Source organism: Brucella sp. BE17, from assembly GCF_039545455.1.
Lineage (GTDB): Bacteria > Pseudomonadota > Alphaproteobacteria > Rhizobiales > Rhizobiaceae > Brucella.
Genome location: NZ_CP154467.1, coordinates 48,217 through 63,989 on the forward strand (window position 1 = coordinate 48,217; position 15,773 = coordinate 63,989).

Below are 15,773 nucleotides of genomic sequence, written 5' to 3' on the forward strand. Positions count from 1 at the left end.
CATTACCCGTAAAATCTTGCCAAAGCTTTTTCATCAAAGCGCATTTTTAACAACGGGGACGAAGCCTCTCTATGGGTAAATTAGATTTACAGTCTTGATTTCTATCAAGTTTCTATGTGTCCGCGGTTTTGCGTTGCACTGGATTTATGGTTTGGAAACCAAACGAAGCCCCCGTATTAGACGAATTGTTGATTGCTTTTTTGTGGGCAATATTTAAAGTTAAAATATACGTAAGATTATGTGGGGCGGAACATAAAGTATAATTGCTTATTAGCAATAGTTAATGGACTAAATACTGAATATATAGCTTTCTTTATATCGCGGGGGATTATGAAGAATCTATCTGGGGGCTTCGATCTGGAGATATGCGGAGCCATATCTGCCAGATTGCAGCGGTGGGGGATTTCGCGATGTTCGCTTTTGCGCGCCTATCGGGACGCCGTGCAAAACGGAACGTCTTTTTGTAGTGAACTGGTCCAGCAGTCCGGCATGACGGAAGCTCTGCTCTATAGAGCGATCGCGGAGCTTCTAGGGCTTGACTATACGGAGGAAATACCGACCTCGCGCGTGTTGGTTTCGGGGGAGGAAAAGCTTGCCGGCTTCACCGATGCCTGGCAGGTCATGGTCATCGGGGAGGACGGCAATACCTGCCTCTATCTTGCGCCGACGGAGAACCGCCTGCGGATGCTGCTCGATCATGTGCGTGCGTCGCCTCTGGTGCGCAATCGCATTCGCATCTGTGCGCCTACTGTTCTGCGTAGCACCCTTCGCCAACGTCATAGCCAGCATTTGATCGAGCGTGCGAGCAAAATGACACCGCTTGTGTTTTCTGCATCGCGGGTGTTGCATACGCCACAGGCCATCGCCATTGCCACGGTGGTTTATGTTCTGGTGGCCTGTATCGTTAGCTGGCCGTTCCCGACAGTGCTGGCAGCGCATATTTTCCTGACCATGTTCTTTTTCGGCTGTGTGCTGATCCGTCTTTTTGCGGCAGCAAAAGGCAAGCGTTTGCAGTTCAGCCGCCTTTTGCCGGTAAGCCCACGCGCTCTGCCCGTCTATTCGGTTCTGGTGCCGCTTTATCGCGAGCAGGCCGTCGTCGCACAAATTGTGGGGGCGCTGGATCGCCTCAATTGGCCGAAGAGCAAGCTCGAAATCAAGCTCGTATGCGAGGAGGACGATTTCGATACGCGCGCTGCGATAAGGCGGGAGCAGCTTCCAGCGCATTTCGAACTGATTACCGTGCCGCTCGGTGGGCCGCGTACCAAGCCGAATGCGCTGACCTATGCGCTGCAATTTACACGCGGCGAGATTATTGCGGTGTTCGATGCGGAAGATCGTCCGCATCCCGATCAGTTGCGTGAGGCATGGCAGGCATTTCAGGCGGGAGGTGCCAAACTCGCCTGCGTGCAGGCTCCGCTGATCATCGGCAATTTCCGTCGCAACACAATCACACGTATGTTCGCCTTCGAATATGCGGCACTTTTCCGTGGACTTCTGCCATGGCTGGCGACGCAAGGGCTGGTTATTCCGCTGGGCGGTACGTCCAATCATTTTCGCCGTACCGCACTTCTGGATGTCGGCGGCTGGGACCCTTTCAATGTCACCGAAGATGCAGATCTCGGCATCAGATTGTCACGTTTCGGCTACCACATCGACGTGATCGGTCGCGGTACGATAGAGGACGCACCCGAAGATTACGGCACCTGGCGCAAGCAGCGCACCCGCTGGATTAAGGGTTGGATACAGACCTGGCTGGTTCATCTTCGTAACCCCTATGATGCGATGCGCGAACTTGGTGTGTGGCGCTTTGCGATCAACCAGATCTATACGGTTGGTATTATCAGCTCCGCATTGCTGCATCCGTTCATGGTGGGCATGCTCATTGGGCTTTTGATAAAATTGGCCGGAGCGCCGTTAACGCCCAACAACCTCATTCTACTTGGTCTTGACGTGACCAATATCCTGCTCGCCTATTTAAGCTTTTATATTCTGGGTTCGCGCACATTGGAGCCGACAGAACGCAACGGCTATGCGTATTTCTTCGCGATACCGCTCTATTGGATGCTGATTTCCCTCTCCGCGTGGCGGGCGGTATGGCAACTCACTCATGAGCCGCATTTGTGGGAAAAAACCCCTCATATTCCGTCGGTGTTCTATTTTTCTTCTGAAGAAGGTGCGATGAATGCCGCCCCACGGCCGATAATGGATTGATCCTCGGCACCGATGGCGTCGAGATCACGCTCGTCATAGGGCAGTGTCAAAAGGATGCGTCGAATGGCGGCCAGTCGAGCGCGCCGCTTGTCATTGGCGCGTATCAGCGTCCATGGCGCATAGCCGGCATCGGTGCGCTCTAACATGACGTGCAGAGCATCGGAATAGTCGTTCCAGCGCTCGATGCCAGCGATATCCATGGGCGAGAACTTCCAATTCTTGAGCGGGCTGTGACGACGCTCGTGGAAACGCTTGAGCTGCATTTCCTGACCTATATCGAGCCAGAACTTGAACAGATGAATACCATCAGTGACGATCATGCGCTCGAAATCCGGCGCTTCGGTCATAAATGTTTCTATCTGCGCAGGGGTGGCAAAACCCATGACCTTCTCAACGCCAGCGCGATTATACCAGGAGCGATCAAAAGTCACGAATTCGCCCGCCGTCGGAAAATGCGCGGCATAGCGCTGAAAATACCATTGCCCGCGCTCGGTTTCGGTGGGTTTTGGCAAGGCGACATTGCGCGCTGTACGCGGATTCATGAACTGGCGAATGGTGAAGATCGTGCCGCCCTTGCCCGCAGCATCACGGCCTTCAAAGACGCTGATGACCCGCTCGCCGGTGTTTTGCAGCCAGTATTGCAGTTTTACCAGTTCGATCTGCAGTCGCTCCAGCGTTTCTTCATATTCTTTTTTGTTCATTCTTGCGGGATACGGATAGTCACCGGATTGCAAGGCCTGATCATCGATCCACTCCGGCAAATCGGGATCGCTGATGTCGAACTTGTGTTTCTTACCGCCAATGGTGAGTTTTATAGGCTTCGTAACCAAAGGAGCACTCTTCTTCTTGTTTTCTGTCTTAGAACTGTCACCCACGGCAAATTCCTTTCCTGTATAGCAAAGCATGATATGGGAAGATTAAAAGTTGCGCAAAGACGGCATGTTGGAATTTTATTAAGGCGGATGAGCGGAGACGATGAAATGAGTGAAAAAAGCCGCGCCGGTTCAACGACGGAACATGAGACGCAGGGTCGTGCTGCATCGCTTTTTGCGCCGCTTGCTCGTGTCAAAGGCATTCTTGTCGTCAGCGTGGTTCTCGCACTGTGCATAATGGCGCTGGAATTGCCATTCTGGTTTCGCGCTGTCCTGCTGGGGCTGGTCGTTGTAGGCGCTGTGTGGACTTCCAATGAAGTCGGCCATGGTGAAACCGAGGCGGGGCCTGTCAAAACTGTGGGGCATAGCGAAATGGCGGGCGTTTCGGGCGAGCGGCTTGCGGACCTGCTCACCGATCCGATGATCGTTTTCGACCATCGCAGCACCGTGCTTTTTGCCAATGCGGCGGCACGTGAAGCTTTTCAGTCGCTTGAAAGCGGCACCGCACTTTATCTGCGTTTTCGCGCTCCAGAAATGCATGCGCTCATTCAGGGCGTGATTGCAGATGCCGCACCGCGCAGCATCGACTATTTCGAGCGCGTACCGATCGATCGCTGGTACAAGGCCGTCGTCAAGGCACTGGTGGACGGTGAAGGTCAGCCCGAGCTTTTCGTGCTCTTGTTCCGCGATCAAAGCGAGACGCGACGCATCGACCGCATGCGCTCCGACTTTATCGCCAATGCCAGCCATGAGTTGCGTACGCCGTTGGCATCGCTGCGCGGATTTATCGAGACGCTGCAAGGTCCGGCCCGCAATGACGTTGCCGCGCGCGACCGTTTTCTCGATATCATGCAAAAGCAATCCGAGCGCATGTCGCGGCTGATCGATGATCTGCTCTCGCTTTCGCGTTTGGAAATGCGTGCTCATCTGGCGGTTAATGAACCCGTCGATATGACGGGTATCCTCAACCATGTCACCGATACGCTGACGCCGCTGGCTCAGAACATGGGCGTGGTTATCGAGCGACATGTGCCGGACACGCCTTTGCTTGTCTCCGGTGCGCGTGATGAACTTATTCAGGTTTTCCAGAACCTGGTCGAGAATGCCTGCAAATACGGGCAGGGGGGTAGCAAGGTCATTGTGCGGCTGGAAGAGGATCAGAGCGGACATGCGCCGGAAGTGGTTGCCTCGGTGCGCGATTTTGGTCCCGGTATTGCTGCCGAACATCTGCCGCGCCTGACTGAGCGATTTTACCGCATCGATGTGGAGACAAGCCGTTCGCACAAGGGAACGGGCCTTGGTCTGGCCATCGTCAAACATATTCTGGCCCGCCATCGCGGGCGTCTGGTTGTGCGTTCGCAACTGGGGGAAGGCTCAACATTCGTGGTGCGATTGCCTAAGCGCGCGTCCTGAAACTGCCGCAACAAAAAACCCCGGCATCCACAAGGTGCTGGGGTTTTCAATCAATACCGCCGTTCAATCAGCGTGCGCGACGACGCTCGGACGTCGGCTGGAAAGCAAGACGCGAATGGTAGCTGCAATAGGGACTGGATTCACCCGATTCATGACCGCAGAAATGGAAATCCTCATTCAGCGGATCGCCAATTGGCCATTTACAGGTGCGTTCGCTCAGTTGCAGCAGCGTGAGATGGCGGGAAATCGGCACCACCACGTCGGAGGCGGGCTTGATTACGGCCTCGGCAACCACGTCGGTGTCATAGTCCATCTTCAGCGCAGTTGCGCCGACTGTTCTCGTCGACGTCGCGGTGCGCATTGTCGTCGTATGGGCACCGCTCGCATGCTGGGCTGCGGGGCGCGGGGTGGCTGCCACCGTATTCACCTTCTTGCTGCGCGGGGCAGTGGTCGTGGTCTTGCCACGGCCGGAAAGCTTCAGACGGTGAACCTTGCCGATCACGGCGTTGCGGCTGACGCCGCCGAGCTGCGCCGCGATCTGGCTCGCGCTCAAGCCTTCGCTCCACAATTTCTTCAGGAGTTCAACACGTTCATCTGTCCAGTTCATTGCCCTGGGCTCCAATCATTCTCGTTATCCGGAATCCGACTGCATCCCCGGACTGCTCCGGGCAAAAACACTATATCTATCCGGGTGACTAGGTCCGCCGCACGAAATGTAGCTTTTTCTTTAAAAATGAAACTACAATAAGGCATGACTCTATGACAAGGGATAGCCTGTCAGAGAGATTCTATTTTCATGGTTTTCCCCAACTTGGGTGGAAAAGACGGTTTTTCTTAGGTCATTACGGTATTTTTTCGTCCTTTTATATATGACCGTGTCGGCCCTTTGAACAGGGCAGGTGGTGATGCTTCACGAAAATTGTCAGAGCAATGCTCGCTGTCGCCTTGTTTTTGGGAGCCTAAATGGCTTGGTTTCATGCGGATATGTCCCTTGCAATGACGCTTTTTTGGCGCTCTTGTTTGATTGACTTTTGGCCCATAACCTCCAATATACGCCAGCGATAAATATGCCGCCCCGAGGGCGGCTTTTTATTTCAGCCGGAAGAGTGTGTGGCCATGTCCACAGTCGACCGGTCCCGGACCTGCAACTGTTTTCAATCGCAGGCTGGAACATCGAGACAATATTGGCTGTTTGCGGTCTGGATGGGCCGGACCGGCAGTCTTTTGGAAGGGCTTATGGAGGCCTGAGCGCAATGACCAGTGCAACGACCAACGCGACGAACGTGCAACCGCTCTACGACACTTATAATCGTGCGGCCCTGCGCTTCGAGCGAGGGGAAGGCATCTGGCTGATCACCGAGACGGGTGAACGCTATCTCGATTTCGCTGCAGGCATTGCCGTCAATTCGCTCGGCCATTCCCATCCGCATCTGGTCGAAACCTTGCAGGAGCAGGCGGGAAAGCTCTGGCACCTGTCGAACCTCTATGAGATACAAGGGCAGCAGACACTCGGCCAGCGTCTTGTCGACAATACATTTGCCGACAAGGTTTTTTTCACCAATTCTGGCGCTGAAGCGCTTGAATGCGCGATCAAGACCGCACGGCGTTATCATTACATGGATGGCAATCCTGAGCGTTTCCGCATCATCACCTTTGAAGGCGCGTTCCATGGCCGCACGCTTGCGACCATCGCTGCCGGTGGGCAGGAAAAATATCTCGAAGGCTTTGGACCCAAGGTCGAGGGTTTTGATCAGGTGGTCTTTGGCGATGAAGCAGCGCTTAGAGCCGCCATCACCGATGAAACGGCAGCAATCCTGCTTGAGCCCATTCAGGGTGAGGGCGGCTTGCGCGCTTTCCCGGAAGAGTTTTTGCGTCTTATTCGCAAAATCTGCGACGATGAAGGGCTTTTGCTGATTTTCGATGAGGTGCAGACCGGTGTCGGACGTACGGGCAGGTTTTTTGCGCATGAATGGTCAGGTGTTACCCCTGACATCATGGCGGTCGCTAAGGGCATCGGCGGTGGTTTTCCAATGGGCGCCTGTCTTGCCACGGCTGAGGCTGCCAAGGGCATGACTGCCGGTGTGCATGGCACCACCTATGGCGGTAATCCGCTGGCCATGGCAGTTGGCAACGCCGTTCTGGATGTCGTTTTGAGCGACGGCTTTATGGAGATGGTACGCGATACCGCATTGGTACTTAAACAGGGGCTTGCCTCGATTGCTGACCGCTATCCCAATGTGGTTGGGGAAATCCGTGCCCATGGCCTGCTGATCGGTGTCAAATGCGTTGTACCCAATGCGATGCTCATTCAGGCGTTGCGTGACGAGCATCTGTTGAGCGTTGGCGCCGGGGACAATGTCGTGCGGCTTTTGCCGCCGCTTGTCACCACGCCTGAAGAGGCGCGTGAAGCCCTCAATCGCATCGAGACTGCCGTCGAACGGCTTTCCGTCGCAAACCCGAGCAGCAAGACGGCATAAAATCATGACCAATAATTCTATCAAGCATTTCATCGACCTTTCCACGGTTCCCGCATCGGAATTGCGCGCCATCATGGAGGACGCCAAAGCTATCAAGGCGCGGTTGAAAGCGGGTGAGCGCGACAAGCCGCTGGCAGGAAAGGTGCTGGCGATGATCTTTGAAAAACCCTCGACACGCACGCGTGTGTCGTTCGATGTCGGCATGCGTCAGCTTGGGGGTGAAACCTTGATGCTGACCGGATCTGAAATGCAGCTTGGCCGCAGCGAGACCATCGCCGATACGGCCAAGGTTTTATCGCGCTATGTCGATGCGATCATGATCCGCACCACCTCACATGACCGTATGCTGGAGCTGGCCGAACATGCGACCGTTCCGGTCATCAATGCACTGACCGACGACACCCACCCTTGTCAAATCATGGCTGACGTTCTTACATATGAGGAACATCGCGGGCTTATCGAGGGCAAGACGTTTGCCTGGATGGGGGACGGTAACAACGTGCTCCATTCTCTCGTGGAGGCTGCGGCGCGGTTTGATTTCAATGTCAATATCGCAACGCCGGAAGGCAGCGAGCCGAAGCAGCACTATATTGACTGGGCTAAGGCCAATGGCGGTCACGTCATGTCCACCACCGACCCGCAGAAGGCGGCGATGGGAGTGGATTGCATCGTGACCGACACATGGGTTTCCATGGGACAAGAAGACCGCGCGCGTGGTCATAATGTCTTCATGCCCTATCAGGTCAATGCGACTTTGATGGCGAAGGCTGATCCAAGGGCGCTTTTCATGCACTGCCTGCCCGCGCATCGCGGCGAGGAAGTGACAGATGAGGTAATCGACGGGCCGCAATCAGTGGTTTTCGACGAAGCGGAAAACAGGCTCCACGCCCAGAAAGCTATTCTGGCCTGGTGCCTGCAAGGAGAAAAACGTGGCTGACAAGAGCGGCAGCGAACAGTTTGAAACCGAAACCGCCCAGATCAATCTGGGCGATTTCAATTTTGCGGGCGACGATGCCGTCGTGCCTTTTCAGGTGGAAGGTCTCGACGTGCGCGGGCGTGCGGTTCAGCTTGGGGGCAGCATTGATGCCATTCTGAAGCGACACGACTACCCGGAAGAAGTCGCTCGCCTTCTGGCGGAAGCAACAGTTCTGACCGTGCTGCTTGGTACGTCGCTGAAATTCGAGGGCAAGTTCATCTTCCAGACCCAGTCCGATGGGCCGGTGGATATGCTGGTGGTCGATTTTCGCACACCGCGCTCGATGCGCGCCTATGCGCGTTTCGACGCCGAGCGTTTGCAGGAGGCTGTCGCTGCGGGCCAAACCAAGCCCGAAGAATTGCTCGGGCGCGGTACACTGGCACTGACTGTGGATCAGGGCGCCTATATGCAGCGCTATCAGGGCATTGTTGCCCTGGATGGCTCGACGCTTGAAGAAATCGCCACGACCTATTTTCGTCAGTCTGAGCAGATCCCGACCGATCTCAGGCTGAGCGTCGCCAAGCTCATCGAGCGTGGGTCTGACGGAAAACCGGTCGAGCAATGGCGGGCAGGCGGTTTAATCATCCAGTTCCTGCCGGAATCGCAATTGCGCGCGCGCATTCCCGATTTGCCGGGCGGTGACGGCGACGACAACGATCCATCACATCATCCGGTGGACGATGCCTGGGATGAGGCGCGCTCACTGGTGGGCACCATTGAAAGCTCGGAACTGACGGACCCGCAGGTGGGGTCCGAACGGCTCCTTTATCGCCTGTTCCACGAGCGGGGTGTGCGGGTTTATGAATCGGTGTCGGTGCTTGATGAATGCTCGTGCTCGCTTGAAAAGATCGCCGATGTTTTGTCCGGTTTTACCGCTGAGGAGATCAAGGACAGCATCGAGGATGAGCGCATTGTCGTGACATGCGAGTTCTGCTCGACGCGCTATGATTTCGATCCGGCAGCGTTTGCAAAAGAGGATTAAAAAAAGGCGGTTCCTGCGAACCGCCTTTTTTAATTCAACGTGCGTCTTTGTTCCGGCACATCGAGCGAGAAAGCCGGAATTTCGACTTCGAATGTTTTGCCCTGCGGGGTGTGTAACTCATAGCGCCCGACCATCACGCCAGACGATGTGGTCAAAGGACAGCCCGAAGAATATTGAAATGAGTCGCCGGGTTCGAGGACCGGTTGTTCGCCGACAACGCCTCGCCCGCGCACTTCCTCGACACGACCATTGGCATCGGTAATCTGCCAGTAACGCGCTTTAACCTGTATGGTTTCCGATGAATTATTGGCAATGGTAATCCGGTAGCCCCAGACATAGCGATTATCTTCTGGTGCCGACTCGTCTTCGAGATAAAACGGTACGACCGTGACTTCGATGCCGTAAGTGACCGCCCTGTACATTGCCTTGCCTTCGTATCATGTCGACTGACGTCTCTATCGCCAAAGTTGCGAACGAGGTCAACGTAAGGCTGCTGCCGGGACGGAAAGAAGTGGTACGGTTTGACCTGATACGGTGTTCTTTTCAGGCATTGAAACTAAAAGGTCACAATCTCCAGTCGAAAAAATCCCGAAAGTCTAGAAATAACTTTCGGGATGGTGCAACAGCAATTTTGGACAGAATGATCTAGCTGCGAGCGGCCTTGAGCGCTGCTTCGACATCTTCGATCAGATCATCGGTATCTTCCAGGCCGACCGAAACGCGCAGCACGCCATCGGAAATGCCAAGCTCCGCCTTAGCCTCATCGGAAAGGTTCTTGTGCGTGGTGGTGGAGGGATGGGTGATCAGGCTCTTGGCATCGCCCAGATTGTTGGAAATGCTGAAAACCTGAAGCGCATTTTCGAATTTGAACGCGGCTTCCTTTCCGCCTTCAAGTTCAAGCGCGATCAGCGTCGAACCACCACTCATCTGCTTTGCGATAATATCGGCCTGCGGATGGTCGGCCCGGCCCGGATAGATGACCTTGTTCACGCCGGGCTTGCCTGCAAGATAATCGGCCAGTGCTTGTGCCGACTGCGTTTGCTGGCGCACGCGCACGGCCAGCGTTTCAAGACCTTTGAGCATGATCCATGCATTGAAAGGGCTCATGCCGGGGCCGGTATGGCGATAATACTCCTGAAACGTGTCTTCGATCCATTCGCGATCCGACAAAACAATGCCGCCAAGGCAACGCCCTTGTCCATCAATATGCTTGGTGGTCGAATAGATGACGATATGCGCGCCCAGTTCTAGCGGCTTCTGGTAAAGTGGTGTGGCGAAAACATTGTCGACGATGAGTTTTGCACCCGCTTCATTGGCAATGTCGGCAACGGCGGCAATGTCGATGACTTCCAACGTCGGGTTTGATGGGCTTTCAAGAAACAGCACTTTGGTATTGGGACGAACAGCCGCTTTCCAGTTCTCGACTTTAGAGCCATCGATAATCGAGATTTCAACGCCGTATCTGGGCAGAAGCGTCTCGACGATGTAGCGACACGAGCCAAAAACGGCGCGCGCGGAAATCACATGATCGCCCGCCTGCACCTGACACAGAATGGCCGCGGCCACCGCTGCCATGCCTGATGTCGTGGCGCGACCTTCTTCAGCGTCTTCGAGCGCACACATGCGCTTTTCAAACATATCTGTGGTCGGGTTGGCATAACGCGAATAGATGAAACCCGGATTTTCACCCTTGAAGCGCGCTTCCGCAGCTTCAGCATTTGGATACAGGAAGCCCTGTGTCAGGAACATAGCTTCTGACATCTCGGCAAAACTGGAGCGCAGCGATCCGGCATGCACGAGCTGGGTTGCAGGGCGAAATTTGCGGGTATTCTCAGTCGTCATTTTTCCAACCTGTCAAAAGCTGGTCGGCCGGGATAGTTGCATATCTCGGCGGCCATTCTTCGTTTCGTCGCATTGTCCTACCCAAAAGGCTTACGCACTTTTGCTGGAAATGCTTAAAAAAAACCGGCCTTGCGAACGCGCAAAAGGCCGGTATCGAACCGCGGCCCTGTTTTAGCGAATTCTTTAACGTGGCTGCAAGCCGGCCGGCCAAATCACCACGGAACTGTTTTTTCTTATGCCTGTTGCAAAGGGTCGTCAATGCTGGATTGTTGCGTTTCCGTGAAAAGCGTGAGCATGGCCGCATTAAAAACTGCCGATTCCTGCGGAAAACCGCGTTTCTGTGCCGTCCAAGGCTTGGCAGCGGGGCTGTGAACGGTCAATGGTCTTCATCAAGAAATACCTATGTGATGGAGTGGCGGGTCGATGACGCAAAGAGAAGCGGGAATTCTGGCGGATGCGGATATTGCAGCCCTCTTTGAAAGCGGTTTGCTCAAAACAGCCCGACCGCTCGATGCGGACCAGATACAGCCCGCGAGCCTTGATCTCCGGCTCGGCACAAAAGCCTATCGCGTGCGTGCCTCTTTCATGCCCGGTCCCGGCACCCCGGTCATTGATAAGCTTGAACGTCTTAAACTGCACGAAATTGATCTGAGCGCCGGTGCGGTGCTCGAAACGGGTTGTGTCTATATCGTGCCGCTGTTGGAAAGTCTTGCGCTTGCACCCGACCTGTCCGCATCCGCCAACCCGAAAAGCTCAACCGGGCGGCTCGACATATTCACACGCGTGATTGTCGATGGTGCGCAGGAATTCGACAAGGTGCCGGCGGGCTATAACGGCCCGCTTTATCTTGAGGTCAGCCCGCGGACTTTCCCCATCGTTGCGCGCGCAGGATCACGGCTGTCGCAGATACGCTTCCGTCAAGGTCGCGCGCAATTGGACGAGGCTGAACTTGGGGCATTGCATGAAGCCGAAACACTGGTTGCTTCTGAGCAGCCTAATATTTCGGGCGGCGGCATTGCACTTTCAGTTGATCTTGCTGGCAATATTTCTGGGGGGCAGGACAAGCTGATCGGCTATCGCGGCAAGCATCACACCGGCGTGGTCGATGTCGACAAACGCGGTGCGCATGACGTGCTTGATTTCTGGGAGCCGATCTATGATCGCGGTGCACGCGAACTGGTGCTCGACCCGGACGAATTCTACATTCTGGTTTCGCGTGAGGCGGTGCATGTGCCCCCGCTTTATGCCGCTGAGATGACGCCCTTCGACCCGCTGGTCGGTGAGTTTCGCGTGCATTATGCCGGTTTCTTCGATCCCGGTTTCGGCCACAGCGCTGCAGGCGGCACCGGCAGCCGTGCGGTGCTGGAAGTCAGAAGCCACGAAGTGCCGTTCATTCTTGAACATGGCCAGATTGTCGGCAGACTCATATACGAACATATGCTCAATCGCCCCAAGGCGCTCTATGGCATTGATCTTGGTTCCAATTATCAGGCGCAGCAATTGAAGCTCTCCAAGCATTTTCGTTGACTGGATCGGCTCCCTCCGCGCAGATATAACAAAAGTGGAGGAGAGCTTTGGTGAGTCCAGAACACGAACGCGAAGCGGATAATCAAAAACGTCGGCTATCGGTTGGTATTATCGCGCTGCCAGGCTTTACACTGACCGCGCTAAGCCTGTTTCTTGATCCTTTTCGCCTTGCAGCCGATGATCGCGACAAAAGCCGCCAGATTCGCTGCGCATGGAAAATCTGTACTCTTTCTGGCAATCCCGTCACCTCCAGCTCCGGCATGGTGATCGAACCGACCGTGCCTATCGGCGAACTCGATGAATGCGATTATGTGGCGGTGGTCGGCGGTTTAATTGCGCAATATCGCCCGCGCCAGCAGGCGCTGGTCGACCTCATCAAGCGCGCCGACAAGCGCGGCCAGACGGTCGTGGGCCTATGCACTGCGGCTTTTCTGCTGGCCGAGGGCGGCCTGCTCGATGATCGCAACTGCTGCGTGAGCTGGTTTCACCGCGATGACTTCCTCGAACTTTTTGACGGCCACACCGCTGACACGACCAGCCTTTTTCATAAAAGCGGGCGGCATTATACGTGCGCCGGTGGTCTGGGCGCGGCGTCGCTTGCGCTCTCGATCATCCAGAACGAGATTTCTGAGGAATTGGCACGCAAGAGCGCATCGATCTTGTTGATCCCTTATGAACTGGTGCGATCCGAGCAGCCCGCACTCAGTTTCAACGGCGTGCGCTCGCCATTGATCCGCAAGGCGATCCGTATTTTCGAGGAAACGCTGGAAGAGCCGGTCGCGATGATCGACGTGGCGCGCAGATTAGGCATTTCCGTGCGGCAGATGGAGCGTGCTTTTCGCACGGCGCTCGATCGGACGGCATTCGAAGTGCGTGAGGAATTGCGAGTGAGAAAAGCAAAGGAGCTGCTTGCGGAAAGCACACTCTCACTGCTGGAAGTGGCGGTGGCCTGTGGCTTTACCGATACGCGTAGCATGAACCGCTCGTTTTCTCGCCAGAAGCAAAAAGCACCGCGCGATTATCGCAGGCAGCGCTAAGGCTTAAACTTGCGAATAGAGCGCTGGCAGCTTATGTCTTGCGCGAATACACGTGAATTTGAGAGTCGGGAGAGACTTGCATGGCCGATGGTGTGAACCGTTTTCTGGGCGATACGCCAGCACGCGTTATTGTCAAGCTGGTGCTGATCTCGCTCGTTGTTGGTGTGGTCATGAGCGCTTTTCACTGGACGCCCTATGACATTTTTTATGGCATTCGCGATTTCTTCCTGCGCTTGTGGAACATGGGTTTTTCGGCAATCTCGGGCTTTGTTGACTATCTCATTTTAGGCGCGGCGGTGGTCATTCCCGCCTTTATTCTGCTCCGTATCCTGAGTTACCGTAAGTAACGCAACATCAAAACGCAGATACGCTCACGCCATGAAAACAGATTATTCTATGCTTTCCCGTCGTCGGTTTCTGGTATTGGCGGGCGGCGCTATGGCTTATGTGACGCTGCCGTTGGAGCTTTCGCAGGCGGCGGGAGCCCGGACTTTTACAACTGACCCGACAGTTATTTTCAATGCCATTCGCAAGGCGAATGGACTGTCTCCGATGGCAACGGACACGCGGTTGGAACAGGCAGCACTTTATCAGGCGCGGCGCATGGCAAGTTTTGGAAAGATCGGTCACAGTGTCGGCTGGGGCAATGGTTTTGTGGCGCGGCTGCGCAAGGCGGGCATCCGGGGACCAGCTGCGGAAAACGTTGCTGCCGGGCAACCGGATACACAAGCCGTTTTCGATGCGTGGATGAAGTCGCCAGGCCACCGCAAGAATATGCTCGACCCGACGTTTGGTCATTACGGCCTTGCGTGGGCAACGCCCGAAGACAAGTCGAGGCGCATATACTGGGCGATGATGCTGGGGCGTTGAATTTTAAAGCTGCTGCGCGATGGCTGTTTTGTCGATGATTGACCATACTTTGCGAATGCGTCTATTGGAAAATTCATAGAAGACATTTTCAGAGAATTTCACCCGTTTGCCATTGATCGGCAGGTCGAACAGCATGCCTTTGGGCGTGCAATCAAACAGCAGTCGGCTTGCAACACGCGGCGGATCGGACACCAGAAGGTCGACCTTGAAATTGAGATCGGGAATGGCGCGAAAATCGCTTTGCAGCATTTTGCGATAGCCGCTCAGACCGAAAGCATTTCCGTTGTGCTCGACTTCATCATGAACGAACTGGTGAAGTCGTTCCCAGTCCTGCCGGTTGAGACATTCGATATAGCGGCGATAAAGATCGGATAATTGGTCTCGTGTCATAGGACAATGGTACGGATTTTCTGGCTCAGTGCAACTTGCTTGATGGCGGCTATTTTTCCGCCAAAAGACCTGATGCAAGGTGTCGGAACACATCGATAGATTTTTTAAGCGCTGATTTGGGATCGTCGCTTGCAGCCACCCAAAGCGCTGCATCGAAGGCAGCCCCACTCAAAAGCCGTGCGGCAGCGTCTATATCAAGGGTTTTCAGCACCCCTTGTGCAATCAGACCTGCTACGGCTTCACGGGTCATTTCAAGACAGGCATTCTGGCTCGGCCATTGCGAAGGGTCGCCCAAAAAGGCCGGACCGTCTAGCAGAACAATGCGCTGCACTTCCGGTTCCAGTGCCATCTCGATATAGACCGCTGCTTCCGTCATCAAGGCTTCCCACGGATCCGCTTTAAGCGCGGCAGCCTTTCTTGCATGTGTTGCCATCTCGCCGTCGATCTGCGCTACGACTGCGGCAAGCAAGCCCTTCTTGTCACCGAAATTGTGGTAGAGGGCGCCACGCGTCAGCCCCGCTTCAGCTGTTAACTCATCCATCGAGGATGCGGCAAAGCCTTTGTCTGCAAAAGCTTTTCTAGCTGCCGCCAGCAGGAATCGCCGGTTTTCCTGCATGGTTTGAGCGCGGGGTTTCGGGGGCATGAACCTCTTCCCATTGACATACGCAGCGTATGTGAATTAAACATACGCTACGTATATCAAATTTGTAACAGGCCCGCAAAGCCGAAAAACTCTAAGAAAGGATACATCATGACACGTGAGGCCGTATTCCCACCCAATCGGCACGCGCTTTACGAACAGCATGGCTATTCCGCAGCCGTTCGCTCTGGCGATCTGCTGTTCGTTTCAGGGCAGGTTGGTAGCCGAGAAGACGGTTCGCCCGAGCCGGATTTTGCCGCACAGGTCGAACTGGCCTTCGCCAATCTGCGCAACGTGTTGGCCGCCGCCGATTGCACCTTTGATGACATTGTCGATGTGACGACGTTCCACACAGATCCTGAGAAGCAATTCCCAGCGATCATGGACGTGAAAAGCCGTGTATTCGCTGAAAAACCCTATCCGAACTGGACGGCTGTCGGCGTCAACTGGCTTGCCGGTTTTGATTTCGAAATCAAGGTCATTGCGCGCATTCCCGCGCATTGAGCGACAAAAAGCATCCCGAAAAGCGCGAAACG

16 protein-coding genes and 1 riboswitch are annotated in these 15,773 nt (G+C 55.0%); of the genes, 10 read left to right on the forward strand and 6 right to left on the reverse strand.

Annotated features, from left to right (window positions below):
* Nucleotides 1–330: 330 nt before the first annotated feature.
* A complete protein-coding gene (locus tag AAIB41_RS00225; RefSeq protein WP_343313533.1) occupies nt 331–2,211 on the forward strand; it encodes a glycosyltransferase in 1,881 nt (626 codons plus the stop codon).
* Here AAIB41_RS00225 and ppk2 read toward each other — a convergent pair.
* Complete coding sequence (ppk2, locus tag AAIB41_RS00230) at nt 2,154–3,086, reverse strand: polyphosphate kinase 2 (RefSeq protein ID WP_343313535.1); 933 nt, start codon at nt 3,084–3,086, stop codon at nt 2,154–2,156. The two genes, AAIB41_RS00225 and ppk2, sit on opposite strands and share 58 nt — an antisense overlap.
* A 105-nt stretch (nt 3,087–3,191) precedes the next feature.
* On the opposite strand from ppk2, the gene AAIB41_RS00235 reads away from it, so the two are divergent.
* Nucleotides 3,192–4,496: an ATP-binding protein gene (locus AAIB41_RS00235; protein WP_343313538.1), complete on the forward strand. Its 1,305-nt coding sequence runs from the start codon at nt 3,192–3,194 to the stop codon at nt 4,494–4,496.
* 67 nt (nt 4,497–4,563) lie between these two features.
* Here AAIB41_RS00235 and AAIB41_RS00240 read toward each other — a convergent pair whose 3' ends face one another.
* Entirely contained in the window at nt 4,564–5,103 is a 540-nt protein-coding gene (locus AAIB41_RS00240; RefSeq protein WP_343313540.1) for a GcrA family cell cycle regulator, read from the reverse strand.
* A 646-nt stretch (nt 5,104–5,749) separates the two neighbouring features.
* Between AAIB41_RS00240 and AAIB41_RS00245 the strand changes: the two genes are divergently transcribed.
* Genes AAIB41_RS00245 through AAIB41_RS00255 form a run of 3 tightly spaced genes read left to right on the forward strand, consistent with a single transcriptional unit; the run spans nt 5,750 to nt 8,931 of the window.
* Entirely contained in the window at nt 5,750–6,973 is a 1,224-nt protein-coding gene (locus AAIB41_RS00245; protein WP_343313542.1) for an aspartate aminotransferase family protein, read from the forward strand.
* A gap of 1 nt (nt 6,974) precedes the next feature.
* A complete protein-coding gene (argF, locus tag AAIB41_RS00250; protein WP_343314754.1) occupies nt 6,975–7,910 on the forward strand; it encodes an ornithine carbamoyltransferase in 936 nt (311 codons plus the stop codon).
* Nucleotides 7,903–8,931, forward strand: coding sequence for an Hsp33 family molecular chaperone (locus AAIB41_RS00255; RefSeq protein ID WP_343313544.1), 1,029 nt, complete (start codon nt 7,903–7,905; stop codon nt 8,929–8,931). Before argF ends, AAIB41_RS00255 begins: the two co-directional genes overlap by 8 nt.
* Before the next feature lie 29 nt (nt 8,932–8,960).
* On the opposite strand, the gene apaG is transcribed toward AAIB41_RS00255, so the two are convergent.
* Entirely contained in the window at nt 8,961–9,353 is a 393-nt protein-coding gene (gene apaG / locus AAIB41_RS00260; protein WP_343313546.1) for a Co2+/Mg2+ efflux protein ApaG, read from the reverse strand.
* A 223-nt stretch (nt 9,354–9,576) separates the two neighbouring features.
* The gene (locus tag AAIB41_RS00265; protein WP_343313548.1) at nt 9,577–10,773 is read right to left on the reverse strand and encodes an O-succinylhomoserine sulfhydrylase; all 1,197 of its coding nucleotides are present in this window, start codon (nt 10,771–10,773) and stop codon (nt 9,577–9,579) included.
* 148 nt (nt 10,774–10,921) lie between these two features.
* Nucleotides 10,922–11,002, reverse strand: a riboswitch (SAM riboswitch).
* Nucleotides 11,003–11,196: 194 nt separating this feature from the next.
* Between AAIB41_RS00265 and AAIB41_RS00270 the strand changes: the two genes are divergently transcribed.
* The 4 genes from AAIB41_RS00270 to AAIB41_RS00285 all read left to right on the forward strand — a co-directional run bounded on the left by AAIB41_RS00270 (nt 11,197) and on the right by AAIB41_RS00285 (nt 14,207).
* Nucleotides 11,197–12,300, forward strand: coding sequence for a 2'-deoxycytidine 5'-triphosphate deaminase (locus AAIB41_RS00270; protein ID WP_343313550.1), 1,104 nt, complete (start codon nt 11,197–11,199; stop codon nt 12,298–12,300).
* A gap of 50 nt (nt 12,301–12,350) precedes the next feature.
* Complete coding sequence (locus tag AAIB41_RS00275; protein ID WP_343313551.1) at nt 12,351–13,337, forward strand: GlxA family transcriptional regulator; 987 nt, start codon at nt 12,351–12,353, stop codon at nt 13,335–13,337.
* An 80-nt stretch (nt 13,338–13,417) separates the two neighbouring features.
* Nucleotides 13,418–13,684, forward strand: coding sequence for a DUF6460 domain-containing protein (locus AAIB41_RS00280; protein ID WP_343313553.1), 267 nt, complete (start codon nt 13,418–13,420; stop codon nt 13,682–13,684).
* Nucleotides 13,685–13,715: 31 nt separating this feature from the next.
* On the forward strand, nt 13,716–14,207 hold the full coding sequence (locus AAIB41_RS00285; protein ID WP_343313554.1) for a CAP domain-containing protein: 492 nt from the start codon (nt 13,716–13,718) through the stop codon (nt 14,205–14,207).
* A 3-nt stretch (nt 14,208–14,210) separates the two neighbouring features.
* On the opposite strand, the gene AAIB41_RS00290 is transcribed toward AAIB41_RS00285, so the two are convergent.
* Nucleotides 14,211–14,597 (reverse strand): ester cyclase, encoded by a 387-nt coding sequence (locus tag AAIB41_RS00290; protein WP_343313556.1) that lies wholly within the window; start codon nt 14,595–14,597, stop codon nt 14,211–14,213.
* A gap of 49 nt (nt 14,598–14,646) precedes the next feature.
* On the reverse strand, nt 14,647–15,240 hold the full coding sequence (locus tag AAIB41_RS00295; RefSeq protein WP_343313558.1) for a TetR/AcrR family transcriptional regulator: 594 nt from the start codon (nt 15,238–15,240) through the stop codon (nt 14,647–14,649).
* A 105-nt stretch (nt 15,241–15,345) separates the two neighbouring features.
* On the opposite strand from AAIB41_RS00295, the gene AAIB41_RS00300 reads away from it, so the two are divergent.
* The gene (locus tag AAIB41_RS00300) at nt 15,346–15,741 is read left to right on the forward strand and encodes a RidA family protein (protein ID WP_343314755.1); all 396 of its coding nucleotides are present in this window, start codon (nt 15,346–15,348) and stop codon (nt 15,739–15,741) included.
* The last annotated feature ends 32 nt before the right edge of the window (nt 15,742–15,773 follow it).